This is a genomic window from Salinimicrobium sp. CAU 1759 (genome assembly GCF_054482715.1).
This window is the reverse complement of record NZ_JBTLRK010000003.1, coordinates 330,985-347,961: the sequence shown is the minus strand read 5'-3', so window position 1 is coordinate 347,961 and position 16,977 is coordinate 330,985. Positions and strand designations below refer to the sequence as shown.

At 39.6% G+C, this 16,977-nt stretch carries 14 protein-coding genes; 8 read left to right on the top strand and 6 right to left on the bottom strand.

What is annotated here, in order from left to right; translation table 11 throughout:
* Positions 1-1,136 (bottom strand): hypothetical protein (locus ACXYMT_RS14915; RefSeq protein ID WP_459059878.1); only part of this gene is annotated, 1,136 nt, incomplete at its 3' end.
* A gap of 358 nt (positions 1,137-1,494) precedes the next feature.
* Here ACXYMT_RS14915 and ACXYMT_RS14910 point away from each other — a divergent pair.
* From ACXYMT_RS14910 to ACXYMT_RS14880, 7 genes are all read left to right on the top strand, one after another.
* Positions 1,495-2,850 (top strand): UDP-N-acetylmuramate--L-alanine ligase, encoded by a 1,356-nt coding sequence (locus ACXYMT_RS14910; protein ID WP_459059877.1) that lies wholly within the window; start codon positions 1,495-1,497, stop codon positions 2,848-2,850.
* Between the two features lie 51 nt (positions 2,851-2,901).
* Positions 2,902-3,603, top strand: a complete 702-nt coding sequence (gene radC, locus ACXYMT_RS14905) for a RadC family protein (RefSeq protein ID WP_459059876.1) — start codon at positions 2,902-2,904, stop codon at positions 3,601-3,603.
* Positions 3,604-3,690: 87 nt separating this feature from the next.
* On the top strand, positions 3,691-4,902 hold the full coding sequence (locus ACXYMT_RS14900; RefSeq protein ID WP_459059875.1) for a polysaccharide deacetylase family protein: 1,212 nt from the start codon (positions 3,691-3,693) through the stop codon (positions 4,900-4,902).
* Positions 4,889-5,578 (top strand): YjjG family noncanonical pyrimidine nucleotidase, encoded by a 690-nt coding sequence (locus ACXYMT_RS14895; protein WP_459059874.1) that lies wholly within the window; start codon positions 4,889-4,891, stop codon positions 5,576-5,578. Before ACXYMT_RS14900 ends, ACXYMT_RS14895 begins: the two co-directional genes overlap by 14 nt.
* A 77-nt stretch (positions 5,579-5,655) precedes the next feature.
* Complete coding sequence (locus tag ACXYMT_RS14890) at positions 5,656-6,162, top strand: hypothetical protein (protein WP_459059873.1); 507 nt, start codon at positions 5,656-5,658, stop codon at positions 6,160-6,162.
* Between the two features lie 2 nt (positions 6,163-6,164).
* Positions 6,165-7,562: a DUF5723 family protein gene (locus tag ACXYMT_RS14885; RefSeq protein WP_459059872.1), complete on the top strand. Its 1,398-nt coding sequence runs from the start codon at positions 6,165-6,167 to the stop codon at positions 7,560-7,562.
* 107 nt (positions 7,563-7,669) lie between these two features.
* Positions 7,670-8,407, top strand: coding sequence for a hypothetical protein (locus ACXYMT_RS14880; protein WP_459059871.1), 738 nt, complete (start codon positions 7,670-7,672; stop codon positions 8,405-8,407).
* On the opposite strand, the gene ACXYMT_RS14875 is transcribed toward ACXYMT_RS14880, so the two are convergent.
* Positions 8,404-9,681 carry a replication-associated recombination protein A gene (locus ACXYMT_RS14875; RefSeq protein ID WP_459059870.1) on the bottom strand — a complete coding sequence of 426 codons (1,278 nt, stop codon included), beginning with the start codon at positions 9,679-9,681 and terminating at the stop codon, positions 8,404-8,406. The two genes, ACXYMT_RS14880 and ACXYMT_RS14875, sit on opposite strands and share 4 nt — an antisense overlap.
* Positions 9,682-9,846: 165 nt before the next feature.
* On the opposite strand from ACXYMT_RS14875, the gene ACXYMT_RS14870 reads away from it, so the two are divergent.
* The gene (locus ACXYMT_RS14870; protein ID WP_459059869.1) at positions 9,847-10,599 is read left to right on the top strand and encodes a rhomboid family intramembrane serine protease; all 753 of its coding nucleotides are present in this window, start codon (positions 9,847-9,849) and stop codon (positions 10,597-10,599) included.
* Positions 10,600-10,615: 16 nt separating this feature from the next.
* On the opposite strand, the gene rlmB is transcribed toward ACXYMT_RS14870, so the two are convergent.
* The 4 genes from rlmB to ACXYMT_RS14850 all read right to left on the bottom strand — a co-directional run bounded on the left by rlmB (position 10,616) and on the right by ACXYMT_RS14850 (position 16,945).
* The gene (gene rlmB, locus ACXYMT_RS14865) at positions 10,616-11,353 is read right to left on the bottom strand and encodes a 23S rRNA (guanosine(2251)-2'-O)-methyltransferase RlmB (protein WP_459059868.1); all 738 of its coding nucleotides are present in this window, start codon (positions 11,351-11,353) and stop codon (positions 10,616-10,618) included.
* A gap of 68 nt (positions 11,354-11,421) precedes the next feature.
* Positions 11,422-12,102, bottom strand: a complete 681-nt coding sequence (locus ACXYMT_RS14860) for a hypothetical protein (protein WP_459059867.1) — start codon at positions 12,100-12,102, stop codon at positions 11,422-11,424.
* Positions 12,103-12,247: 145 nt separating this feature from the next.
* A complete protein-coding gene (locus ACXYMT_RS14855) occupies positions 12,248-13,678 on the bottom strand; it encodes a SusD/RagB family nutrient-binding outer membrane lipoprotein (RefSeq protein WP_459059866.1) in 1,431 nt (476 codons plus the stop codon).
* Between the two features lie 12 nt (positions 13,679-13,690).
* Positions 13,691-16,945 (bottom strand): SusC/RagA family TonB-linked outer membrane protein, encoded by a 3,255-nt coding sequence (locus ACXYMT_RS14850; RefSeq protein WP_459059865.1) that lies wholly within the window; start codon positions 16,943-16,945, stop codon positions 13,691-13,693.
* Positions 16,946-16,977: the final 32 nt, after the last annotated feature.

Here is a 16,977-nt window from a genome sequence, read left to right as displayed (position 1 = left end):
CTTCTACATAAAATGTTGTCAGTATTATCCTCACCTGCATTTGCAGCGGGAGTCACTGTTACAGCTAGTTGAGCAGAATCTTCACAACTTAAACCTTCACCAACTGTGTAAGTAGTACTGAAAGTTCCAGTACCGTCACCATTATTAAAATCTGATGTAATTTGCGCTATACTAGGCGTAAAAGATCCTCCCGGAATGGAATTTTCCAAAAAACTCATAAAAACAGCTTCAACCTGACTTTCTGTTGCTGTTTCTGCAAGATCTATACGGCATAATTCGTTATCTGTACTATCTTCACCAAGTCCGTCAGTAATTACTACTACCTCTACAATAAATCTTTCTGTGCTTTCACAGGGCGGTTGTGTAGAGCCATTGCGATTAATTATTTGACTTGCATAATAAGTCTCTCCGTTAATTAAAGGAGTAGATGGAGCTAGCGCTGGATTTGAAGTTGCAGTACTGTACCATCTGAAACCCTGAGTAGCCGAATGTGTAGCTTGGATTTCCAGATCGGCCACAGTTGATCCCGAACAAAACGTCTGTAGCGGGTTTCCTGTTGGCGCCTCTGCAAGAATAGGATCGTACCTTAAAGCAATTCTACTGGTAGGACAACCAGTGTCCGGGTTTATTTGACCAGCAAAATAACTCGTTCCGTCTACCAATAATGTATTAGGGTCAAGGGGTTCCCCTGAAAATTCTTCTGTAAAGACCTCCACCTGATTCCCTGTAATTAAGGCAATAAGATTACTCACGGTACTACTATCGTCTTCTGAATATTCACAAGGCTGAAAAACGTTCCCGAATTGGGAGGTTGGCGCCCCAAAATCATCTACAGTAACCTGGACTTCTATTCGATTAGTACAAGTTCCCGAAGCATTTCCGGCAAAGTAGCTTGCGCTTTGTAATAGTTCATTTTCAGGTATAGGATTTGTCGATGTTGCAGTACGATACCAACGCACGTCATCTCCAGTTGCTGTTGCATCAAGATCGGCTACCGTTGAAAGATAACAGAACTCTTGGATGTCTTCCGCTACAGTAGGACAATTTTCCTGTCCGTAAGAGTAGGTTCCGGTCATTAGAAAAAAGGCAAAAAAGAATAGTGGTACTCCTTTTTTACCCAAAGTAAAAATTCGCATAGGCTCTAAGTGTTAAATTAAATCGATTTTCATTAATGATTTTTACGGCTCAAATATATATTTAAACACGCACAATAAAACTTAAACTCCTGTTAAGTGAGAAAATTTAAGCAATGTAACGTTTCAATGAACGTATTTCTTTGAAGTAGGGGTGGTTAAAAGTACAATTTTTTCATTAATAAATTTTTTTTAGGGGTTTTTTTACACCTAATAAGTTAAAAAAACCGTTCATCGGACAAATTGTTCTTACAGTTTGACCTAATTAGGCTCCTTTCGTTACAAAATTCCCTTGATTTTTTGTTAGGACCTTCTCTTTAGCTTTCTGTCTATTCCATTATATTTACTCAAAATTTGAGAGATGCAATTACATTTTATTGCTATTGGAGGTAGTGCAATGCATAACCTCGCACTTGCTCTTCACGATAAGGGTTATTCCATAACTGGAAGTGATGATATGATCTACGAGCCATCGAGGTCACGGCTGAAGAAAAAAGGTTTATTACCGGAAGAATTTGGATGGTTTCCAGAGAAGATTAACAGCCAACTTGATGCTGTCATTCTCGGTATGCATGCAAGAATGGATAATCCTGAACTAAAGAAAGCTAAAGAGATAAGTTTACCCATATACTCTTACCCTGAGTTCCTTTATGAACAGTCCAAGAATAAAACAAGAGTGGTTATAGGGGGGTCGCATGGTAAGACAACCATTACATCAATGGTTCTTCATGTCCTAAAGTATCATCAAAAGGAAGTGGATTACATGGTGGGTGCCCAATTAGAAGGGTTTGATACAATGGTCCACCTTACACAGGAAAATGATTTTATCGTCTTGGAGGGTGATGAATATCTTTCCTCCCCCATAGATCGCCGGCCAAAATTTCATCTCTACAAACCTAATATTGCACTTTTAAGTGGAATAGCCTGGGACCACATCAACGTATTTCCCACCTTTGAGGAATATCTTGAGCAGTTTAGGATCTTTATTGATTCTATAGTCAAGGGAGGTATTCTTGTTTACAATGAGGAGGATGAGCACTTAAAGAAGCTAGTTGCGGAATCCACTAATACTATTCGAAAACACCCTTATAATACTCCTGGTTTTTCTATAGAAGATGAGAAAACGCTAATTGAGACTCCTGAAGGGGATATGCCGGTCACCATTTTTGGGAAACACAATCTGCAAAACCTGGCAGGGGCAAAATGGATATGTCAGCACATGGGCATTGACGAAGAAGATTTTTATGAAGCAATTAGTTCTTTCAAGGGAGCTTCAAAGAGAATGGAAAAGATCGCTGAAAACCTGGACTCTGTAGTCTTTAAGGATTTTGCACATAGTCCATCCAAAGTTATGGCTACCACAAGTGCCGTAAAACAGCAGTTTCCGAAACGAAACTTGATAGCATGCCTGGAACTTCACACTTATAGTAGCTTAAATTCTGAATTTTTGAAGCAGTATCATAAAGCCTTAGATGCTGCCGATGAAGCTGTTGTATTCTTTTCGCCTGAAGCAATCGAAAACAAAAAGCTTGAACCGATCACACAAGAACAGATCTTCGATTCTTTTGGAAGGAAAGATCTAAAAGTTTTTACTAATCCTTCAGATTTTCAATTGTTTCTTCAGGACAAGAACTATAAAGATTCAGTTCTATTGTTGATGAGTAGTGGGAATTATGGTGGTCTAGACTTTAATGGGATCAAAAACTGGATCTCCTAAAATGGCATTTTTGAGTTATTTCATTTTATTATCTTTAGATAAAATGTGCTGATGAATTCAGAAAAACCCTCCTCTTTTACCATAAAACACTGGGCCGAAGGAGATCGACCAAGAGAAAAGCTACTTCAGAAAGGGCGGGAATATTTGAGTGATGCCGAATTATTAGCAATTCTAATAGGTTCAGGAAGTAAAAATGAATCGGCGGTGGAGGTCTCTAAAAAAATTTTGGCTAAGGCCCAGGACAATCTTAGTGAACTTGGAAAGTTTTCTGTAAAACAGCTCATGGATGTAAAGGGAATTGGTGAGGCCCGGGCTTTAACTATAGTGGCAGCTCTCGAGCTGGGAAGAAGACGCCGGTCATCTGAAGCGCTTGAAAAGAAAAAGATTTCCTCAAGCAGCTCAGTGTTTGAACTAATGCAGCCGAAAATAGGAGAATTACCTCATGAGGAATTCTGGATCCTGTATCTCAATAACTCCAATAAAGTAATTCAGGAGCTTTCTCTTAGCAAAGGAGGTATAACAGGTACTCTGGTAGACGTGCGTCTCGCTTTTAAACAAGCCCTGCATTTAGGAGCCACAGGACTTATTCTCACGCATAACCATCCTTCAGGTAATCTTAACCCTAGTGCAGCCGACAAACAGCTAACTCAAAAATTTAGAACTGCCGGGGAAAGCCTGGATGTTAAAGTTTTGGACCACATCATTATAACCGAAAATTCTTACTTCAGCTTTGCCGATGAAGGTTTGCTGTAATATTTATATATGCTCCTTGTTTACACGCAAAAGATAACGCCAAGAATAACATATGTTTTTAAACATATTTGTACACAAATTCTTGGAGTGCCTGTTGGATTCACTTCTAAGATTGAGGAGTTTGTTGCTCATGAAGGTATGAAGATCTCCTATGGTAAACAAAGCCTTGCCAACGAGGTCTTTATTCAAAACGTAGACCTTCTACTGGAGCAGGGAATAAGTGACCTGGAGGTAAAGGTACAGGAGTGGGACGATGTACCGTGTTTTTTTTCTGTAGGGGAAGCAAGTTCCATTCCCTTTGACATATTTGCTGCATCTTTTTATTTACTAAGCCGATATGAAGAATATCTTCCTCACGTAAAAGATAAAGAAGGACGATTTCAGGCGAGCGAAAGCCTGGCGTTTCAGAATGGTTTTTTAGATAAACCTGTCATTGATATCTGGGCCCAAAAGTTTAAGAAGGTCCTAAAGAAAAAATTCCCCGCTCAGGATTTTCCGAAGAGGGATTTGAGAACCCAAACTATTATTTCTGTTACCGAAGCTTATTGCTATAAGAAGAAGGGTATAGTGCGGGTTGTCCTTGGGCTCGGTCTCGACCTTATAAGATTTAAACCAAAATACGTTCTGCACAGGTTACAGGTAATGACGAAGCTTAAAAGAGATCCATATGACATTTACACTAAGGTAATTCAATTCCTGCGGAAATATAAAGTGCCCATGAAATTCATGTTTCAGGTTAGTGATTTTTCCACTCATGATAGAAATATCAATCATAACAGGTTGGAATTTCAAAGCTTGATCAAATCTGTTGCAGATTATGCCGAAGTTGGCCTACAGCCAGGATTTTATGCCAATCAAAAATTCGCAGTTCTAAAGGAAGAAAAGAAAAGACTGGAACAAATAATCAAAAGACCGGTGCGAAGTTCTATCAATACTCATTATAATTTGCTGCTGCCAGATTCTTATAACCATTTGGTGGAACTTGAAATTCAAAAGGATTTTTCTATGGGTTATCCTGAAGCATTGGGTTTAAGAGCTGGAACCTGTACTCCTTTCCTTTTTTACGACCTGAATTTTGAAATTACCACTCCTTTGCGGGTTTATCCATATGCAATCAATTCTGAAGCCTTGGGAAGATTAAAAGAAAGTGAAATAGAGTTTAAGGTTCTGGAATTAAAACGACAAATAGCCATAGTAAATGGTACTTTCACTTCGGTTTTCACAAATGTGGACTTTTCCGAATATGCTAATGCAAGAAGAAACTTTTTAATTTTAAAGATGATAAATGAAATTCAGTAACATCCGTCATATATTTTTTGACCTTGACCATACACTATGGGATTTTGACAGGAATTCCGGTTTAGCTTTTGATTCAATTTTTGCCAAGCATAAGATCAAAGTAAGGCTTGAAGATTTTTTGGCTGTCTACGCTCCCATTAATGCTAATTACTGGAAGTTATACAGAGAAGATAAGGTAACTAAGGACGACTTGAGATATGGCCGTCTTAAAGATTCATTTGACGGAATGAAAGTCAACGTTACCGACTCCAAGATTAAACAATTGAGTATTGATTACATTGATCATCTCCCAAACCACAATCATCTGCTTGAGGGAACTGAAGAGATCCTGGATTACCTTTATCCGCAATATGAATTGCACATTATTACTAATGGATTTAAAGAAGTTCAGCATAAGAAACTGGAAAGCTCCGGAATTCTCAAGTACTTCAAAACGATCACAACTTCTGAAGATGTTGGAGTAAAAAAACCTAATAGGTTGATCTTTGAGGTGGCCCTTAATACGGCCAGAGCCAAGGTGAATGAGAGCATAATGATTGGAGATAACTTTGAAGCAGATATTATGGGTGCCAAGGACTTTGGAATGAAAGCTATTCTGTACAATTATTACAAGACTGAATTTTCGCCCGATCATCATCAGGTAATGGAAATGAAGGAATTGACCAGGTACTTGTAATAAGTTACCAGGGTTTTCGTTTGATATAGAACCACATGAGTACGTCGTTGAAAAAAAGTCTGTTCAGAATATCATTTTTGACACTCCTTCTACTTCACTATTCTTGTGTGAAGGATGTTGATCTCGATCAATATGAGGAAATCGTTCTTACGCCCGAGGCGGCATTAGATCTTATTTTTTTCACAATCACTAATAACGACTTCTCCAGTACCCCTGGTGGAGAAGTTTCTGCAAGTGATGAGACAAGACTTGATTTTCTTGATGATGATTATATACAGAACAATCTGGTACGGGCAGACTTTAATTTCCGCTTTACCAATACTTTCCAAAAACCTTTAAAAGCAACTATTAGATTATTATCACCTTCTAATTCGGTACAGCATACCGTAATAATTCCTATTCCTGCGGGAACTACAAGCACACCGGCAAGGGTGGATTATACCGAAACAATCAATGAAGGTCAAATTGCAAGAGTAAGAAGAAGTATAAAACTGTCGGTGGAGATTTCCAGTCCCGATCCTATCTTTAATGAAGGAACTTTACAGCTGGAGTCAAAGGGATTCTATTACTTTGAATTTGAATGATAATGATGAGATATACACTCAGCCTCTTCATATTCATTTTTTCCTTAGCTGTTTCGGCTCAAAACAAACAGCTACTGTATAATTTTGATGATCTTCCTCAAACTCTACTAAGCAATCCCGGAGCCGAAACCAATTTTGACATGCATATAGGTCTTCCGCTTTTGTCTCAGGTCCATCTTTCAGCAGGTTCTTCCGGAGTAAGTATGTATGATATTTTTAAAGATGATGAAGGGTCTATTAATGACAGGATAAGAGAAACTTTACATAAGCTAACCCGGAATGACTTTTTTGTGGTTAATCAACAACTTGAAATTTTTTCTATTGGCTGGCGGGATAATAAAAGAAGGTATTATACTGCCGGAATTTATCAGGAGTTAGATGCATTTATGTATTTTCCAAAAGATCCAGCCGTTTTGGCTTATGAGGGTAATAAGAACTACATTGGAGAAAACTTCAGTTTTTCAGATGCTGCTTTTACTGCAGATGCTCTTAATGTCTTTCATATTAGCTTTACAAATTACTATTCCGAAGATCTCAATTATGGTTTTAGAGGTAAAATTTACTCGGGAGTTTTTAACGCCTACAGTGTAAATAACCAGGGAACTTTTAGGACGGAGATCTCTCCTGAAGGCCCCAATCTTTATCGGCATTACATGTCGGGTGTGGATGTTTTGATTAATACTGCAGGTTATGCAGGTCTGGTTGATTCTGAAAATGCAACAGGAGTTGGTACCATGTCAAAACTGGGGAAAAGGGCATTTTTGGGAGGTAACTTAGGGCTGGGAATAGACGCAGGTTTTACCTGGTATCCTTCAGATCAATATCGGGTTACCGGTAGCATTTTGGACATAGGTTTCATGCGCCAAACAAAAAATGTGGAAAGCTACAGGTACTATGGGGACTACGAAACGAGCGGTATCGAACTCCTTTTTCCGGGGACACGTGAATATTGGGATGAATGGGAGGATGACCTGGACAGAAATCTCAGGGACGAGACCCTTACTAACTCATATACCACATGGCGTCCGGTAAAAATGAATGCTTCTTTGGATTTTGGTTTCTCAGAGAATGCCGAACCTTGTAATTGTTATAGACCCATGGGAAGAAGGAGGTATTATAACCACCTGGGTGCTCAATTTTTTGCAATGAAGCGTCCGCGTGGTTTGAATTATGCCACTACCCTGTACTACGACAGAACGTTTAGTGAGAATTTAAGAGGGAAGGTCACCTATACTGCAGATTCTTTCTCCTTTTCCAATATTGGTCTCATGGTTGCGGCCAGGTTATACAATTTTAATTTTTATCTTGCTGCAGATAACCTGCTGGATTATACCAACCTCGCAAAATCTCGAAATGCATCGGTACAAATTGGTTTTCAGCTTTTGTTTAGTAGAGAATGAGAACTTTTTTCCTCTTTTTAATTCTATATTCCATAGGCTTGGGAGAACTTTTTTCTCAGGATTTAGGGAAATATCAATATATCAAGGTTCCTGAAAAATTTGAATTTTTGAAACATGAAAATCAGTTTGAAGTGAATGCACTTACTGCTTTTCTTTTTGAGAAATACGGTTTTGAGGTGCTCTATAAGGAAAGAGTTCCTTCGGGTATAGATGCCTGTGATGTACTGCGAGCTAATGTTCATAGTAAATCGGGATTATTTAGATCACGGCTTTACGTGACATTGGAAGATTGTAATAATCACATAATTTTCACTTCCCAAACAGGAGCTAGTGGGGAAAAAGATTTTAGAAGATCATATCATGAGGCCCTAAGAGAAGCTTTTACATCTTTTGAAGAGCTACCGGAAGATCTTAGTGTCAAAAGTAAAACCGTCACGGGGGATAAGGTTTCAACAGATGAGTCTGTTCCTGCCGAAGTAATTATTGATCCTACACCATCACCTAATGAACCCGATGTTGTGCAAGAGGATCTTAAAGTTGTTATTGATCCGGTTGTTACTGCTGAAGAAATAGAAAAAGCCTCTGATGAAGATGTTGTACAGTTGGTAAATGGGAATATTTCATATCAACTAAAGCCTACACCTGAAGGCCACGTAATGTTTAGAGAAAAAGAGGAAGAAAAGTTCGCAACTTTGATAAAATCGGGTGGGGGAGATAACTTTTTATACTCCTCAAAAAATGTTTCCGGAAACGCCTTTTTTGACACCAATGGAAATTTGGTTGTGGAATATCTCGATCCACACACTCAGCAACTTGTAACAGTGATTTACAAGCCGAAAAATTAATATCCGTATTTTCCTTTCCACCTTTTTTGAAGGAAATCTCTTTGTGATTGCTCCCTTTGATTGTTACCCGGATGGAAAAAGGTAGTATTCTTTATTTCTTCCGGCAGAAATTCGGCAGCGGCAAAATTTCCTTCGTAGCTATGTGCATATTTATAATCCTGTCCATAACCCAGATCTTTCATCAGTTTGGTTGGGGCATTGCGAATAGCCAGAGGGACAGGTAAATTTCCGGTTTTCCTTACGGTAGATTGGGCTTCATTTATGGCCATATAGGAAGCATTGGATTTAGGTGAAGTTGCCAAATAGATACAGCACTGGCTCAAAATGATCCGTGACTCGGGATGTCCTATAGTCGAAACAGCCTGAAAGGTATTATTGGCGAGGATGAGAGCTGTAGGGTTGGCGTTCCCGATATCTTCGGCAGCAAGAATAAGCAGCCGCCTGGCGATAAACTTCACATCTTCTCCTCCTTCTATCATTCGCGCGAGCCAATAGAGGGCCGCGTTAGGGTCACTACCCCGAATAGACTTGATGAAAGCTGAAATTATATCATAATGCTGCTCTCCTGTTTTATCATAAAGAACAGTATTTTGCTGTACCTTTTCCATGACCATTTTATTGGTCACAACTACTTTTACGTCTTCTTCAGAAGTGACTACCAGTTCAAAAATATTCAGCAGTTTTCTTGCATCTCCTCCACTAAGCCTAAGAAGAGCTTCAGTTTCCTTTAGCTCAACACTTATTTTAGAAATAATCTCATCCTCCCTAATTGCCCGCTCAAGAAGAGCAATAAGATCATCTTTTGAAAAGGAATTGAGAATATACACCTGACTACGGGAGAGTAATGCGGGAATTACCTCGAAACTGGGATTTTCTGTAGTGGCACCTATGAGCGTGATCCATCCTTTTTCTACGGCCCCTAAGAGAGAATCCTGTTGTGATTTGCTAAAGCGATGGATCTCATCAATGAACAAGATCGGATTTTTGGTAGTGAATAAGCCATCACTTTTTTTAGCTTTTTCAATCACTTCTCTCACATCTTTTACTCCACTGCTAATAGCGCTAAGGGTAAAGAAGGGGCGACCAGATTCTGTAGCAATAATATTGGCAAGAGTAGTTTTGCCAACACCGGGAGGACCCCAGAAGATCATGCTGGGAATAATATCTCTTTTAATTTGCTTCCGCAGAGCAGCTTCGGGGCCAACAAGATGTTGCTGACTCAAATAATCATCTAAGGATTGTGGGCGTAATCTTTCTGCCAGTGGTTTATTCATGGAGTAAAAATAGTAAATTGGGAGACGGTGCAGAAATAGGAGGAAAATTTGTAAAGATCTTGTGACGAAGTGGCAGAGGGAAAAGAAGAGTAACCAAAAATGTCACTTTTAATAGGTAATTTTTTCCATTTTTTTTAGTGGCTAAATTATTGTGATTGCGACCATATGAAAGTTCGGAAACAAAAAGAGCATGAGCCATTTGTCTTTACCACAGGAGTAGTGGGCTATCCGCTACTATTTATTTTGCTCATTTGGATAGTGTACTGGATGGAAATAAGGTTTAGCTGGGATTTTACCTCTTTTGGTGTTTATCCACGGACATTGGAAGGGCTTAGAGGAATTCTTTTCTCTCCTTTCATTCATAGTGGTATTAAGCACCTGTTCCATAATACAGTTCCCCTTTTCGTGCTAAGCCTATCTCTATTCTATTTCTATAGGAAACTGAGCTGGAAAATCCTCTTTTTGGGACTACTGCTATCGGGATCTATTACCTGGCTTATTGGAAGACCTGCTTTTCACATAGGAGCTTCAGGTATGATTTATGTTTTGGCAGGTTTTCTGTTTTTCAAAGGAATTTTTTCTAAATATTACAGGCTTGTTGCCCTTTCATTGATCGTTGTTTTTCTCTACGGCGGTCTCTTATGGTATATCACGCCTATTGATCCCGAGATCTCATGGGAAGGACATTTGGCAGGGCTGCTTTCGGGATTATTCTTCGCCTTAATCTACCGGCAGAATATTGCCCGTGCGCCAAAATATGAATGGGAAAAGGAGACCTATAATGAAGATAATGATCCCTTCATGCGGCACTTTGATGAAAACGGGAATTTTGTTGAAAACCCTGACGGTGAGGAAGACCAGGAATACATTTACCATTACAAGAAGGCCCAAAGTGATGACAAATCCAAATTATTATAAGGATTTAGGCTTAATTCTAGTTTAATCTTTGTCTCACAACCTCGTATAAAAATGCACCACAAGCCACTGATACATTTAAGGAACCAATGGTTCCCTGCATAGGTAATTTCGCTTTTTGGTCTACAAGTTTTAGAACAGAGTCGGATATGCCTTTTCCTTCATTACCCATTACCAGAGCAGTTGGTTGCGTGAGGTCAACAGCATATAGCAATTCATCAGTTTTCTCTGTAGCTGCTACCACTCTTATTCCTGAAGCCTGCATGTAGTAAATAGCATCTTTTATATGGTCTACCTTAATTAAAGGGATCTTGAAGATTGCGCCGGCCGAGGTTTTTACGGTATCTGCAGTGACAGGAGCGGCTCCTTTTTTGGGAATAATGATTCCGTCCACACCAGTGCATTCGGCTGTCCGTATTATGGCTCCAAAGTTCCGTACGTCATCCACCTGGTCTAATAAGAGGAAGAGGGGAAAAGTTGATTTTTGAAGAGTTTTTTCGACTACCATTTCAAGATCGGCAAACTCTACAGGGGAAATTTTAGCAACGATTCCCTGGTGATTACCTTTTACCAACCGGTTGAGCTTTTCTACAGGCACATAAGAAATGTTGTAATCACCGCCTTTCATTTTGTGCTGTAGTTCTTGAAATAGTTGTCCGCTAAGGCCTTTTTGAATAAAAATCTTGTCAATGGTCTCGTCGTTTTGAATAGCTTCAATAACTGCTCGTATTCCAAAAATGGTAGTCGTGTCTTTCATACTGCAAATATAGATATAAAAAAACCACCCCGAAGGGTGGTTATTATACTCTGTCAAATGAAAAAAATCTAGCTGGCAAGTTGAACTGCCTGAATTAGATTTTCTGTACGTTTTATATTTCCGTGGATTTGTTTTCTTTCTTCTGAGTCCAGTTCAAGAATATTGTAAATCTTTCTTTTTGATCTGGGAACCTCAATAAGTTCTTTGCTCTCCTGATCTACAAAATATAATTTGTCCTTTGTCATTATCTTTTTCTCATACAGACCTAAAGATCTTTTCGACTGAACATCCTTTATTTTTAAATCGTACAATTTGACCAGATCAAATTTGTCACCTTCCCCCAGGACCTCCATGTAAGCAGTTGAATTCTCATCGCTGAAGTTGTGATTTGGAATGAAAGTCCTGTTTCCTTGCTGAATTTCAACAATAACATCATGTTGAAGAAAATAGATCTGGTTGTCCACCTTCATTTCGAACTGATCGGTTAACAAATTATAGTTGCACGGTACCGCAAAGTTGAGACCTTCTTCCTTAAGATTTGTTTTTATTATGCATTGTTGCCAATCTTCAAACAGATACATTTTTCCGCTTATATTATTTGAATATTCAGAGGTGTAGACCTTGTCTATTTTTTGAAGTGCAAAATCCCCCAGGTTATTTGCAAACATTGAACTGCTGGGACCCAAATCCCTGCTTTGAGAAAGGGTGACAAGTGGGGCAAAAAGCAGAAGTATTAAAATTTTTTTCATCTTTAAAGAAATTTAATTAATAAGACGTAGTAATAATGCAGGGAGATTTAAATGTACTCAAATAATGTAAAACTTGAGGCTAAATAATAAAAAAGCTGCCGGTTCACCGGCAGCTTTATCTTTTTCCTAATATTTAATGGAAAAGTTATTCCGTATCAAAGAATAGTCTTGTTGTCTTTGTATCTCCTCCAATAGCACTTGCTGCTGCCTGGTAACCCGATGGGTTTAAGGTAGCTTCAGAAACAGGGTAAAGGAAACGGGTTGGAATATCTGCCAAAGTCATATCTTCTGGTGCATTAAATGGTAATGCATCATCAAACAAACGGTAAACAGTCCATCCTTCAAATCCATTGTTGTAAAGGGCAATCCATTTTTGGTAGGCGATTTTAGCTAATTCATCACCTGGAGTTTCAGTCCACGCTCTTGCAGCATAGGCCTCAGCTTCGGTTTCACTAGCAGCATTCCATTCCAGAACAGAAGCAACAACTCCCTCTTCGAAGAATTCTTCAACAGTTCCACCTACATTGTATCCTCTAGCAGCAGCTTCTGCTAAGAGAAAATAAACTTCACTGGCAGTAATTACATTACCAGCTAACGTTGGATCGTGAAGCTGTTCACCCGGAAGTGAGAAACTTGAAGGAGAGTTTGCAGAACCATAAACCCCTCCCTTGTATTCTCCTCCAACAGGCTGGAAATACTCTTCAAGTCGTGGGTCGTCCAAATCCTTAAGTACATCGACAAACGTATTAGCACCTACAAAGTCTGTACGTCCACTTTGAACAAGTGATACCCACACAGGATTAGTATTTGGTGCTCCACCTAAATACTGAAGCCCAAAATTGTACTGATTACTGAGGATTAGGTTATTTAAATCTGAAGCGGCTTCTTCAGCTGCGGATTGCGAATTTACTCCGGCGATATCAACCTCAGCAAGACGCATGGCCATCCTTAGCTTTAAAGAATTAGCAGCTTTAAACCAACCTGTCATGTCTCCATTGTAAACAGGATCCTGCTCAGGCTCAAAGCCATCTCCAGAAACGTCCATCTGAGCAATCGCCGCATTCAGACGACTAAATAAGTCGGCATAGATCGTTTCAGCATCGTCATAAACAGGAGAAGGATTGGTTGGATCAAGAGCTTCTGTGTAAGGAACATTACCAAAAGTTTCTACAAGGAAAGCATAAGAGTAAACTTCCATAAACTCAATGATAGCGAGTTTATTATCCAAATTATCGGCTTCATTCTCAATTAGAGTCTCACGTGCACCTTTAAGATCCTGTAGTACATCTCTATATATGGTATTCCACATATTCTCGCCTATATTACGAGTAACCTGGTTGTACTGACTTTCATCAGGATACGTTGTCTGCGCCCAGTATTGGGAATACAATCTGAAAACATTGAAGTTAACACTGGCAGACTGCATGAGATCAAAAAAGTTACGCGTAGCGTTCGTGAAAAGTCCACTTCCCGGTACTTCGGTGGGATTTTTTTTGTCAATGTTTAAGCCTTCATCAACTTCACATGAAGCGAGGAGAATGCTAAAACAAAATATTGTTAAGAATATTTTTTTCATTTTTTTCTAAAATTAAAATTCAAAGTTTACACTTAAACCAACTGTACGTAATGTTGGGTAAGAACCTGATAGATATCCCTGAGCGTTACCTGCACCAAGTCCTGATTCAGGATCTGCAAAAGGTACATTTTTATCAATAATCCAAAGGTTTCTTCCTATTAAAGAAATAGTACCTGAATTCATTGAATCTCCAAACCACTCTTTCACAGGCATTCTATACGAAAGAGCTACTTCTCTCAGCTTAACATAAGAAGCATCATACACATTGATCTGGTTAGGGTTTCTGCTCGAGTTACCCCAGTAATAAGCACCACCAAAGTAATCTGCTCTTGCGCGGGTAGTGTTAGGTTGGCCGTCGGCAGTAACACCTTCATTCAAAACTCCACCACCTTCAGAAATAGGATCCCTTACAGGGTTACCCAGTTCGTTAAGTCCTGCCGTGTAATCTGGAAGACCAGTTCCTTGTCCGTAGTGTAAGTCGAGAGAGAAAACATCTCCACCTTGCTGTACATCCACAAGGAAACTTAAAGCAACATTCTTGTAAGAGATCTTATTGGATACCCCTCCATTCCAGTCAGGGTTTGCGTCTCCAATTACCTGATCGGCTACAGCGACGTAATATCCACTGGAATTAACAACTCTTTGTCCATCAAGATACTGGTATCCTGTACCTCTTAGAGTGTTGTATGGTTGTCCTACAGTTGCGTTAAGAGAAACACCACCTTGGTAACTAGCAAGAACCAGGTTTTCCTGATCTCCGTAAAGATCTACCACAAGGTTTTCATTCTTCGACCAGTTAATATCCATAGTCCAGTTCCAATCATCTGTAGTAACAGGAACTAAGTGTAATCTGGCTTCAACTCCTTTGTTTTGAAGCTCTCCCGCATTGACCCATCTGTTAGAGAAACCTGTTGCAGTAGAAAGAGATACTGGCATCAACTGGTTTTCAGTGTTTTTCTTGTACCAGGTAAGGTCTAGTCCTACGCGGTTCTGCCACATACGGGTTTCTATACCAACTTCGATCTCTTTTGTTCTTTCTGGTACTAATTCTTCATTTTGCTTTGTTCCCGGGAAAGAGAACAGCGCTGCCTGGCCAAAATTGTTTAGGATATTATAGGTGTCGTAAACGTTGTTAGCAGGAAGGTCATTACCAACTTCGGCATAACCAGCTCTGAACTTTCCAAAACTGAACCAATCTGAATCAAAAAGGTTAGAGAAAATCAAACTTGTACTTACTGCGAAATATCCATATCCATTTTCATCTGGAGGAAGTGCGGAAGATATATCATAACGATATGTTCCATCTAAGTAAGCTGTGTTCTGATAACCCACAGAAGCTTGACCATAATATCCAAGTACTTCTTTTTCCTGAAGGATCTCAACCGGTTTTGGGTTTGTGTTCACAGAGTTGCTTAAGGCAAAGATGCCTGGTGCAATTAAACCTCCGGCCGTTGCCTGGTGATAGAAGCTATAAGTTTCCCTTCTAAGGTTAATACCGGCAACACCGGCAAGACTTACGTCGTCACCAAAGTCTTTATTGATATTGGCCATAAGGTCATAATTGTATTCTGTAAAATCCACATCTTTACGATCATAACCAGAAGTTTCATCATCTCTTAGTACTCCAAATGGAGCAGCAACAGATCCTATTGCTCGTCTTTCTTCTCTTAGTTCAGAATAAGTATCAACAGCTCCTTTTGCTGTAATGTCTAGCCAATCAGTAACGTTATAGGAGGCAAAGAGATTTCCGTAGAAACGATTTCTTCTATCTGTTTGGTAGTTTCTATAACGTGTCCAATATGGGTTGTCCCAATAGTGAGGTTGTAGGTAAGATCCGCCTAAAGCACCTTCGTGGTTCCAGGAGATGTTCTTTCCTGTTTGCTCAAAGATCTCTCTCTGAGAATCCATATCCACGTTCACCTGCCACCATTGACGGAATTGAGACATAAGGTTGTCGCTATATCCTGTAGAGTTTCTACCTGTAGTTCTTTGAACAATAAAGTTGGCTGATGCTCCTGCGCTGAGGTTGTCTGTGACCTGAATATCTCCATTTAAGTTAAAAGAGTTCTTATTCAGATTAGAGTTGGGGAGCATTCCCGTTTGATCGAAATTGGTATAACCTAATCTATATGTCATTTTTTCGGTACCTCCTGAAACAGCAACAGAGTTGTTAAACTGGAGTGATGTTTCAAAGAAATCTACCGGAGTAGTAGCACCTGCAACATAAGGTCTTGGTTGTAGATAATTTTGATGTTCAGGAACAAAAGCATCCCACTGGAAAACAACCTGCCCATCTAAAGGAGCACCGTATGAAGCGTCATCATATGTTGGTACAACCCGATCTGTGGTTCCATTTCCATCTACATCAAATAATTCGAAGTATCCATCGAAATCCGGAGCACCATAGTATGGACCATATCCAGCTCCATATTCATCTTGATAATCAATAAAGGTGGATTTGTCTATCTCACCAACAGTTACACTTGAGCTAACGCTCACTTTCATTCTACCTTCTTGTCCTGATTTAGTAGTAATGATCACTACACCGTTAGCACCTCGAGATCCATAGATCGCAGATGCAGCAGCTCCTTTTAGAACGTTAATAGAGGCAACATCCTCTGGGTTAATATCGGAAGCCGCGTTACCATAATCATAACCAGTACTTCCTGCTCTTTGTGCAGCAGTGTTATTAATATTGTTCGAAATCGGAATTCCGTCAATAACAAATAAAGGCTGGTTGTTTCCGGTTAAGGAGCTAACACCACGAATAAGGAAGTTAGCCGATCCACCGAAGTTGTTGTTGGCCTTAATTTGAACCCCACTCACTTTACCGGAAAGGTTATTGATCACGTTGTCTGTCTTAACAGTTGAAACTTCCTCACCGGAAACTTCCTGAGTTGCGTAACCAATAGACCTCTTCTCACGAGAAATACCTAAAGCTGTTACTACAACTTCTTCCAATTGAGCAGCATCGGGCTGGAGTACAACATCAATAGTGTTTACATTGGCAACGGTGTATTCTCTAGTTTGCATTCCCAAAAAGGAAAACACGAGGACTTCTCCCGGGCTCGCTTCAATAGAATAATCTCCATCGAAACCTGTTTGCACCCCACGGGTGGTGCCTTTTACCAGAACGTTAACTCCGGGGAGAGGCATACCGCTGTCATCGGTCACCGTCCCGGTGATTGTTCGCTGTTCTTGTGCAAACGTAATTTGCACAACTAACGCCAGTAATAGCGTTAGAATTCCACTAAACTTTGTTTTCATTTTATAAGATTTGTTTGAATTAGCCAAGGCCA

Excerpts from the sequence above, each read along its gene's own strand:
- ACXYMT_RS14910 (WP_459059877.1), top strand. The coding sequence starts at position 1,495 with ATGCAATTACATTTTATTGCTATTGGAGGTAGTGCAATGCATAACCTC.
- radC (WP_459059876.1), top strand. The coding sequence starts at position 2,902 with ATGAATTCAGAAAAACCCTCCTCTTTTACCATAAAACACTGGGCCGAA.
- ACXYMT_RS14895 (WP_459059874.1), top strand. The coding sequence starts at position 4,889 with ATGAAATTCAGTAACATCCGTCATATATTTTTTGACCTTGACCATACA.
- ACXYMT_RS14885 (WP_459059872.1), top strand. The coding sequence starts at position 6,165 with ATGATGAGATATACACTCAGCCTCTTCATATTCATTTTTTCCTTAGCT.
- ACXYMT_RS14875 (WP_459059870.1), bottom strand. The coding sequence starts at position 9,681 with ATGAATAAACCACTGGCAGAAAGATTACGCCCACAATCCTTAGATGAT.
- ACXYMT_RS14870 (WP_459059869.1), top strand. The coding sequence starts at position 9,847 with ATGAAAGTTCGGAAACAAAAAGAGCATGAGCCATTTGTCTTTACCACA.
- rlmB (WP_459059868.1), bottom strand. The coding sequence starts at position 11,353 with ATGAAAGACACGACTACCATTTTTGGAATACGAGCAGTTATTGAAGCT.
- ACXYMT_RS14860 (WP_459059867.1), bottom strand. The coding sequence starts at position 12,102 with ATGAAAAAAATTTTAATACTTCTGCTTTTTGCCCCACTTGTCACCCTT.
- ACXYMT_RS14855 (WP_459059866.1), bottom strand. The coding sequence starts at position 13,678 with ATGAAAAAAATATTCTTAACAATATTTTGTTTTAGCATTCTCCTCGCT.
- ACXYMT_RS14850 (WP_459059865.1), bottom strand. The coding sequence starts at position 16,945 with ATGAAAACAAAGTTTAGTGGAATTCTAACGCTATTACTGGCGTTAGTT.